This is a genomic window from uncultured Methanobrevibacter sp. (genome assembly GCF_947166415.1).
Lineage (GTDB): Archaea > Methanobacteriota > Methanobacteria > Methanobacteriales > Methanobacteriaceae > Methanocatella.
The window spans coordinates 42,967-50,732 of record NZ_CAMVEE010000012.1; the positions used below are offsets into that span (position 1 = coordinate 42,967).

A 7,766-nucleotide genomic window follows, 5' to 3' on the forward strand; every position below is an offset into this window, starting at 1 on the left:
AGAATAATTAAAATGAGATAAACTCGTTTTAATCATTGATTTCATAACCTAATGCCTGTAGGTCATTTCTGATTTTATCGGATAAATCGTATTGTTTGTTGGCTCTAAGCTGTGATCTGACTTCAGAAATCACATCAAGCAAATCGTCTGAGCCGGCATTGACCTCTTCAGTTTCAAAGCTGACACCGAAAATATGTGCAGCATCATCTAAAAATGCTTTGATAGCTATCTTATCTTCAACAGATAATGAATCCAAGTCATTTTTGGTATCATTGATTAATCCGAAAATTGCCGCAATGGCCTTTGGAGTGTTGAAGTCATCATCCATGCTGTTGAAGAACTCTTCCTTGTGAGGAGCCAATATTTCGCTTTCGTAAGATTCTTCTCCAACCTCAACATCTAAAAGCTCATAGTATTTTCTGATTCTGTCCAGGCTTCTTTCAGACTGGTGAAGTGAATCCTTGGAAAAGTCAATAGGGCTTCTGTAGTGGGTTGACAAAACAAAGAATCTGAAAGTTTCTGCAGCATAATCCTTAAGCAATTCGCGAATAGTAATAAAGTTGTTTAAGGATTTTGACATTTTTTCTCCGTTGACGTTTAAAAATCCTGTATGCAACCAGAATTTAACCATTGGAGCTTTTCCAGAAACCGCTTCCATTTGAGTAATTTCCGCTTCGTGGTGTGGGAAAATCAAGTCAAGGCCACCACCGTGTGCATCATATTGAGGTCCGAAGTAGTATTCAGTAATTGCAGTGTCCTCAATGTGCCATCCAGGCCTTCCATCTCCCCATGGGGACGGCCAAGTTGGTTCATCTACCCCAACACGTTTTTTCCAAAGCGCAAAGTCCTGAGGGTTTTTCTTTGTGGTTTCAGCAATGTCCCTGTGAGATTCCAATTCTTCGACATTCCTATTGGATAACTTACCGAATTCAGGGAATTTATCTATTTCGAAATAAACACCGTCTTCGGTTTCATAAGCGTAACCCTTATCGATTAATCTTTGAATTTGGTCTAAAATTTCATCAACATGATCTGTTGCTCTTGCAAATAAATTAACGCCGTTGACATTTAATTTATTCATATCTTCAATGTATCTTTTCTCGAATTTACGGGCTAACTCAGATGCAGGAATTCCGCTCTCTTTTGACCTGTTGATGATTTTATCATCGATATCAGTAATATTCTGAATATAGAATACGGCATATCCGCTGTATTCAAGATATCTTTTAATTGTATCAAAAGAAATGTAAGTTCTTCCATGCCCGATGTGAGCATCGTCATAAACGGTTGGACCGCATACAAATAAGTTAACTCTGTTTTTGTTAATAGTTTCAAAAGTTTGTTTACTACGAGTTAATGTAGAATAGACGTCCATAAAAAATAACCTCGCAAAAAAAATAATTATAGATTAAAATAAAGGCAAGTGAGGGATTTGAACCCCCGTATCATGGTCTGCAGCCACGCACCTAAGCCACTCGGTAAACTTGCCATTAAAATTAAAGTATAATAAAATATTGGTAAGCAATAGTTTAAATAGTTTACTATTTTTTCCAATATTTTGCAATTATTCTGCTTGTGAACCTAAACAAGTTTGACAATCGTCTCCAAGTTCTGATTTATCAATATTCAATTGTTTCAAAACATCCATGGTTTTTACGTTTTTGCATATAGTACATGTTCTTGAAATCAAATCAGCTTTTGTAGCTTCTCCTTCGGATAACTCACGTGCAAACTGTTTAATCATAGCGCGGACATCATCATTAAGTTTAATTCCGCTACCACGTTTATCAGTGATATACTGTGATACGGCAGGTTGAGTGATATCCATGAGTTCGGAAACATCTTTCTGTTTCATTCCTAAATTTAAAAGCTCCTTAGCCAATTCAGATCTAATAGCAGGTATTACATACCAAACAACAATTTCACAAGGTGGCTTCATAATTAATCACCATTTTTCTTAAATAAATCACCAAATTCACTTTTATCATCGATTTTTTCTTCTGTTAAACATATTCCATTTTTATCAAGTAAAATTTGAATAAGTTTCTCGTTTTCTTCTATCTGCTTTTCCAAAGACCTGATTGCAGCCGCTACAGGGTCCGGAAGTTTATTATGTTCCAAATCCACAACATGGCTTTGGTTTTTGCATTTAACAATTCTACCAGGTACGCCAACACAAGTTGATTCTGGAGGAACGTCCTTTAAAACGACCGCTCCAGTACCTATTTTGGCATATTCTCCAATGGTAATATTACCCATTACTTTAGCACCTGCGCCAATAACGGCTCCCCTTTCAATAGTAGGGTGTCTTTTGCCCTTACTGGTTGTAGTACCCCCAAGCACAACGCCTTGATAAATCAGCACATCATCGCCGACAATTGTTGTTTCACCAACAACAATACCCATGCCGTGATCTATGAAAACCCTTTTACCAAACTGCGCACCAGGGTGAATTTCAATACCTGTGAGAAAACGAGAGATGGTTGATAATACGCGAGCTAACAATTTTAAAGAGTGATTCCAGAACCAGTGACTGATTCTATGGAACAACAATGCATAAAAACCCGGATAGCATAGAAATATCTCTATTGATGAACGCATCGCAGGGTCCTTTTCTTTAAAAGTGTTGATTTCACTTTTCAAACCATCAAACATTTATTATCTCCAAAGTTACTATAATGTAATATAATATAACATATGGTATATATAGTTATTCTTATTCAAATAACCAGTCTACGGAGAGATAACGTTCACCGTTATCAGGTAAGATTGCTATTATTCTTTTACCTTTATTTTCCTCCTTCTTAGCTAATTCTAAAGCTGCCCAAGTTGCAGCACCTGAAGATATACCTGAAAATATACCCTCTTTTTTAGCAAGGGCAATTAAAGTATTTCCCGCATCTTCATTTGCAACAGGAATAATCTCATCAATTACACTGCCATCATAGATTGAAGGGACAAAACCTGCACCAATACCTTGGATTTTGTGAGGTCCTTTTTCACCTTTACCTAATGTTTGAGAGTCTTTTGGTTCTACTGCAACAATCTTTATACCCGGAACTTCCTCTTTAAGGACTTTACCTATTCCAGTTATTGTTCCTCCGGTTCCTACTCCACCAATAACAATGTCTACTTTTCCATCAGTGTCTCTTAAAATTTCCTGAGCAGTAGTTTCAGCATGGATTTTTACATTAGCAGGGTTGTCGAATTGGCCTAAAATAATTGAATCAGGAGTTTCTTCCTGTAATTGATTAGCTTTTGCAATAGCTCCGCCCATTCCATCTGCACCAGGAGTCAAGACAAGTTCTGCACCCAATACGCTTAAGAACTTCCTTCTTTCAACAGACATGGTTTCAGGCATGGTCAATATCAATTTGTAACCTTTTGCGGCTGCTGCAAATGCAAGGCCAATACCAGTGTTTCCACTGGTAGGTTCGATAATTGTTGCACCAGGCTTGAGAAGACCTTTTTCTTCTGCATCTTCAATCATTGCAACTGCAACACGGTCTTTTACACTTCCTGTTGGGTTGAATGATTCGATTTTCACATCAACTTCAGCTTCTAAGTCTTTTGTCAAATTGTTTAATCTTACGATTGGAGTATTTCCAATAGCATCGGTAATGCTATCCAAAACTCCTCTTTTTAATTTTGGAATATTTGCCATAATTTATTTCTCCTCTATAATTAATTTGTATAAGGCATATTAAAAGGGTTATTTAAAGTTATATAACATGTGTTATTATAACTATTGTTATATAACAATGTTTTACTTTATAAATGTTTTGGTGTAACTAAAAAATTAAATATTTTCCTTGAAATAATCACAGATTTCTGTACATGGACATATTTCACATTGAGGGGAGATTGGCTTGCAGATATTCTGACCGAACTGAACCATCAAATCATTTAATTTTATCCATAAATTCTTAGGGGCGATTTTGCACAATTCAACTTCAGTATCTTCAGGATCTTTTGTATCTACCAGACCTAAACGATTGGAAATCCTGTGAACATGAGTATCTACAGGAATTGCCGGAAGCTCAAAAGCAAATACCATAACACAGTTTGCGGTTTTTCTTCCAACACCCGGTAGCTTAACAAGCTCTTCGACAGTATCCGGAACTTCACCGTCATACTGGTCAATCAGAATCTGTGAAACTTCAACAATCCTTCCTGCCTTGACATTATAAAAACCGGCAGGCCTAATCAATTCCTTTATATCATCGATTGGAGCATCAACGACTTCATAAATGTCTTTATATTTAGAAAACAAGTTATCGGTAGCCTGGTCAGTATTTTCATCACGAGTTCTTTGAGATAGGATGGTCCTGACCAAAACCTTGTATGGGTCATGGTCCAAAAAGGTTCTAATTTCAAAAGTGCTTTCCAAATCCTCTATCAGTTTGATTACCCTTTCCTCTTTATTCATTCTACCAGCTCCAATTCAAATCCAAGTTCCGCCATTGATTCAATGAAATTAGGGAATGACACGTCAAAGACTTCCCCATTTGTAATTTCAATGTCATACTTAAGTCCAATCAAAGAGAATGCCATTGCCAGTCTGTGGTCTCCGTGAGAATCTACAACACCGCCTGTAACACCACCGGTTATGCTCATCCCGTCTTCATATTCAACAAGTTTACATCCTAATTTCTCGAGTTCCCTGCATGTGGTGTCAATCCTATCGGTTTCCTTAACTCTTGCATGACCCACTCCGGTGATATTGGTTGTACCCTCAGCCATGGCGGCAAGAACTGCAACGGTTATCAGCAAATCTGGAGCGTTGGACAAATCAACATCGATAGCTTTCAGCTCACCGTTTGATCCTATTTCAACATAGTCTTCACCACGTATAACTTTGGCCCCCATATCCTGAAGGATATTCAAAATTACCTTATCTCCCTGCTTTGAATCTCTGAAAAGATTCCTGATTTTGGCTTTTCCACCATTTATGGCTATCAATGCAAGAAGATATGATGCTGATGAATAATCTCCTTCCACAGTATAGTCACAGGCAACATAACCCTGTTTCATCACCTTAAATTCGTCGATTCTGCAGCTTTGATGATCCATATCGCAGGTTTCATGCTTCAGATAATAACCCTTTAAAGTTTTTGCACCAAATTTCTTCATGATATCCAAAGTCATATTAACGTAAGGCCTTGATTTGAATTCAGGCAAAACATATAATGTAACTCCTTGTTCAGACAAGGGAGATGATATCAAAATTGAAGAAATGAACTGTGAACTGACGTTTCCATAAATATTGGTTTCACCACCGAGGTACCCTGGTTTAATTAATATCGGTGCCTTTTCATTGTCATTAAGGGATTTCGTTTCAATTCCCAAAGACCATAAAGCATCCATCAGCAAACCCATCGGACGGGTTTGCAGGGACTCGTCTCCAGTCAATATAACTTCATTGTCGCTTAAGGCAGATACGGAAGTCATCAGTCTCAAGGTAGTTCCGGAATTGGCTAAATCTATCGGCTCCGATGAGGAATTATGAAGCTTGCCACCAGTACCTACAACTTCCAGACAATCATCCTTTTTTGTTATTTCAGCACCCAATGCTTTGCAAACCCTGATTGAAGATAATGTATCTTCTGAATAAAGCATATCATATAATCTGGATGTGCCTTTGGAAAGTGATGCTAAAATAACCGCTCTATGAGAATAGCTTTTGGAAGGGGGTGCCTTTACGACTCCGCCAATTTCTGAAATATTTTTTACCTTAAGAATCATTTTATCAATAAATATTTTTAATTTAATTTAATAATATAGTTAACTATGAAAGAAATAGAAAAAATGCAGGCTGGACTCGAATACTGCTATGACGATGAAGAAATATCTTTAATGAAATTACGTGCAATCGAAAATGCCAACATTTTCAATTCCCTTGATGAGGATGACTTGGACAAGCAGCATGAAGTGTTAACAGAAATTTTGGGTTCTGTAGGTGAAAAAGTTTGGATTGCAAAGAGATTCTGTTTCGACAACGGCAAAAACATTTTCATCGGCAGCAATTTTACAGCAAACTTTAATTTGACCATACTGGATATCAAAGAAGTATGGATTGGAGACAATGTAATGATTGGTCCGAATACAACCATAACAACCGTTGGCCATCCTTTATCCCCTAAAAAAAGACGTGAACATTTAGGGCAGGCATCTGAAATCCGAATCGGCAATGACGTATGGTTAGGTGCCAACGTTACAATTCTTCCGGGCGTGACCATCGGCAATAATGTGGTTGTCGGTGCCGGAGCAGTGGTCACTAAAGACATTCCAGACAATTCACTTGCACTTGGAGTTCCCGCAAGAGTTGTCAAAAAAATTGAAAATGACATTGACCAAGTTTAGCATCATTGTTCTGTAGTTTATTTTACCATGTTTTTCACCAATTATTGGCAAATATTGTATACAATGCATGAGGACTTCTTTTTCAGTGAACATAATAAAAAAAATTATGTAATGCCCTTCAAACAAGTGAAATTAAAACAAGAATGGTTAAATTAATATAATATTTAACTGAAAAATATTATTATAATAATTAATAGTAAATGAATATTTTTCTTTTTCAAAGCTGGGCATTTTGGAAAAAGGATGCTTGAAAATATTTCTTTTACTTTTTTAATGAAGCTGGAGTGATAATGTGGGTAGTAAAGACATAGGCAATATTGTCGAGATAATGAAAAATGATTTCAAATCAGCATTTTCAAACCCTATTGTAACCATCGTATTAATTGCAATAATTATTCTCCCATCCCTTTATGCTCTTTTAAACATACAAGCGTGTTGGGATCCTTACGGAAATACAGGAAACGTGGAATTTGCAATAGCTAATCTTGATAATGGTACCTCTTTCGAAGGAAATACTCTAAATGTTGGAAATGAACTTGTTAAAGAACTTAAAAATAATGATAAATTCAAATGGACATTTGTTACAGAAGACGAACTGCGGGACGGCGTTTATAGTGGAAAGTATTATGCAGGTATCATAATACCCAAAAATCTGAGCAGCAATATTATTTCGATTACTACGGATGACCCTCAACAGGCAAAATTGGAATATGTTGTAAACGTCAAATCCAATCCAGTAGCTACCAAACTGACTGATACTGGTGCAAATACCGTTTATACTACATTAAATGCTAAAATTATCGAAATCATCAACCTTGCCGCATATGGAAAACTTGGAGAATTACAGGAAGGTCTTGCCGCTGGTGCAAGTCAGTTAGCAGGCGGTGGAGCCCAACTTCAAGCCGGGGCATCACAAGTATCCTCTGGTGCCGGTCAAGTGTCATCAGGTGCCGGTCAGGTTGCAGACGGTTCAAGCCAGGTTAAAGATGCTGCAGGCCAGGTTCAACAAGGCGCATCAACAGTAAGCGAAAGTGCGAGCCAGGTTCAACAAGGCGCATCAACAGTTAGCGGAGGCGCCAGCCAAATTCAACAAGGTTCCAATGACGTCAAACAAGGAGCAAACCAAGTCCAACAAGGTTCTGAAGAATTAGATTCAGCTGTAGATCCATCCTTAATACCTGAAGGACCTGTAAAACAGTATGTGGAAAGCAGTTCTGAGCTTGCAAAAGGTACCAACAAATTAGCAGACGGATCAGTCAAGTTAGCAGATGGGTCCGTCCAATTAGCAGACGGATCAGTCAGACTAGCAGATGGTTCAGTTAGACTAGCAGACGGATCAGTCAGACTAGCAAATGGTTCAATTCAATTGGCCGACGGATCTATCCAATTGGCCGATGGGTCCC

General features: G+C 37.7%; 8 protein-coding genes and 1 tRNA gene. 2 read left to right on the forward strand and 7 right to left on the reverse strand.

The window, feature by feature from the left end; all coding sequences use genetic code 11:
* Positions 1-28: 28 nt before the first annotated feature.
* From cysS to aroA, 7 genes are all read right to left on the reverse strand, one after another.
* Positions 29-1,375, reverse strand: a complete 1,347-nt coding sequence (cysS, locus tag Q0W25_RS03995) for a cysteine--tRNA ligase (protein ID WP_298519202.1) — start codon at positions 1,373-1,375, stop codon at positions 29-31.
* A gap of 42 nt (positions 1,376-1,417) precedes the next feature.
* A tRNA-Cys gene (locus tag Q0W25_RS04000) sits at positions 1,418-1,489 on the reverse strand.
* 75 nt (positions 1,490-1,564) lie between these two features.
* Positions 1,565-1,939 carry a transcriptional regulator gene (locus tag Q0W25_RS04005; protein WP_297824580.1) on the reverse strand — a complete coding sequence of 125 codons (375 nt, stop codon included), beginning with the start codon at positions 1,937-1,939 and terminating at the stop codon, positions 1,565-1,567.
* Between the two features lie 2 nt (positions 1,940-1,941).
* Complete coding sequence (gene cysE / locus Q0W25_RS04010; protein WP_297824582.1) at positions 1,942-2,655, reverse strand: serine O-acetyltransferase; 714 nt, start codon at positions 2,653-2,655, stop codon at positions 1,942-1,944.
* A 61-nt stretch (positions 2,656-2,716) separates the two neighbouring features.
* Positions 2,717-3,664 carry a cysteine synthase A gene (cysK, locus tag Q0W25_RS04015; RefSeq protein WP_297824584.1) on the reverse strand — a complete coding sequence of 316 codons (948 nt, stop codon included), beginning with the start codon at positions 3,662-3,664 and terminating at the stop codon, positions 2,717-2,719.
* A gap of 135 nt (positions 3,665-3,799) precedes the next feature.
* Positions 3,800-4,429 (reverse strand): endonuclease III, encoded by a 630-nt coding sequence (gene nth, locus Q0W25_RS04020; protein ID WP_298519206.1) that lies wholly within the window; start codon positions 4,427-4,429, stop codon positions 3,800-3,802.
* The gene (gene aroA, locus Q0W25_RS04025; RefSeq protein WP_298519209.1) at positions 4,426-5,745 is read right to left on the reverse strand and encodes a 3-phosphoshikimate 1-carboxyvinyltransferase; all 1,320 of its coding nucleotides are present in this window, start codon (positions 5,743-5,745) and stop codon (positions 4,426-4,428) included. The genes nth and aroA overlap by 4 nt, the downstream gene beginning before the upstream one ends.
* Positions 5,746-5,790: 45 nt before the next feature.
* On the opposite strand from aroA, the gene Q0W25_RS04030 reads away from it, so the two are divergent.
* Positions 5,791-6,363 (forward strand): sugar O-acetyltransferase, encoded by a 573-nt coding sequence (locus Q0W25_RS04030; protein WP_298519212.1) that lies wholly within the window; start codon positions 5,791-5,793, stop codon positions 6,361-6,363.
* A gap of 292 nt (positions 6,364-6,655) precedes the next feature.
* A partial coding sequence (locus tag Q0W25_RS04035; protein ID WP_298519215.1) for a YhgE/Pip domain-containing protein occupies positions 6,656-7,766 on the forward strand: 1,111 nt, incomplete at its 3' end.